Below are 824 nucleotides of genomic sequence, written 5' to 3' on the forward strand. Positions count from 1 at the left end.
AATTGATAGTATTATCATCTGAACTGTTTTCAATACGGGAAAAAGATGATGGCACGTTACGACATTCCTGATGAGGCATGGATATTGATAGAACCTTGCCTGCCCCCTATTCATTCAAAGCGAGCAGGACGTCCACATGTTGAACATCGTCGTGTGATGAATGGGATGTTCTGGGTGCTATGCTCAGGGGCGCCATGGCGCGATTTACCGGAACGCTATGGTCCCTGGAAAACGGTTTATAACCGATTTAATCGCTGGTCAAAATCAGGCATTATCAACAAGATATTTAACCGGTTACTGTCCATTCTGGATGAAAAAGGTTTGATTGACTGGTCTGAAATTTGTCTGGATGGCAGTAATATTCGCGCCAGTAAAGATGCCGCTGGGGCGAAAAAAAACATCCCGATATCGCTGACGATCATGCGCTGGGTCGCTCACGCGGTGGTTATGGCACCAAAATCCACCTGGCAACCGATGGAAAGGGTTTTCCCCTCAACCTGATTTTGACGGCGGGGCAAGCCCACGAAAGTCAATCTGCCATCCCTTTACTCGACGGCATTGGCATACAGCGCAAAAATGGTTTCATGAAACGACGCGGCAAAGCCGTGCTGGCAGATAAAGGCTATTCGGGCGGAAAACTCCGCGGTTATCTGCGTAAATTGAGGATAAAGAGCGTTATTCCTTATAAAATCAATGAAAAAGGCAGTGCTGATGGTCGTACGCAATTTGATGAACAGGCTTATCGTGACCGCAATGTTGTCGAACGCTGTTTCGGTTTTCTTAAAGGAAATCGGCGTATCGTAACCCGTTACGAAAAAACCGCA

The 824-nt window shown here is 46.8% G+C and carries 1 protein-coding gene; it reads left to right on the top strand.

Annotated features, from left to right (window positions below):
- Positions 1–48: 48 nt before the first annotated feature.
- Positions 49–824, top strand: a protein-coding gene (locus tag PSI22_RS21270; RefSeq protein ID WP_273581462.1) for an IS5 family transposase whose coding sequence is annotated in 2 segments (ribosomal slippage) — positions 49–391 and positions 391–824 — 777 coding nt annotated over the 2 segments. Because the reading frame shifts where the segments join, the coding sequence is not laid out codon by codon here. This gene is flagged as partial in the annotation.

Origin of the sequence: Xenorhabdus aichiensis (assembly GCF_028598775.1) — a bacterium.
GTDB classification, from domain to species: domain Bacteria; phylum Pseudomonadota; class Gammaproteobacteria; order Enterobacterales; family Enterobacteriaceae; genus Xenorhabdus; species Xenorhabdus bovienii.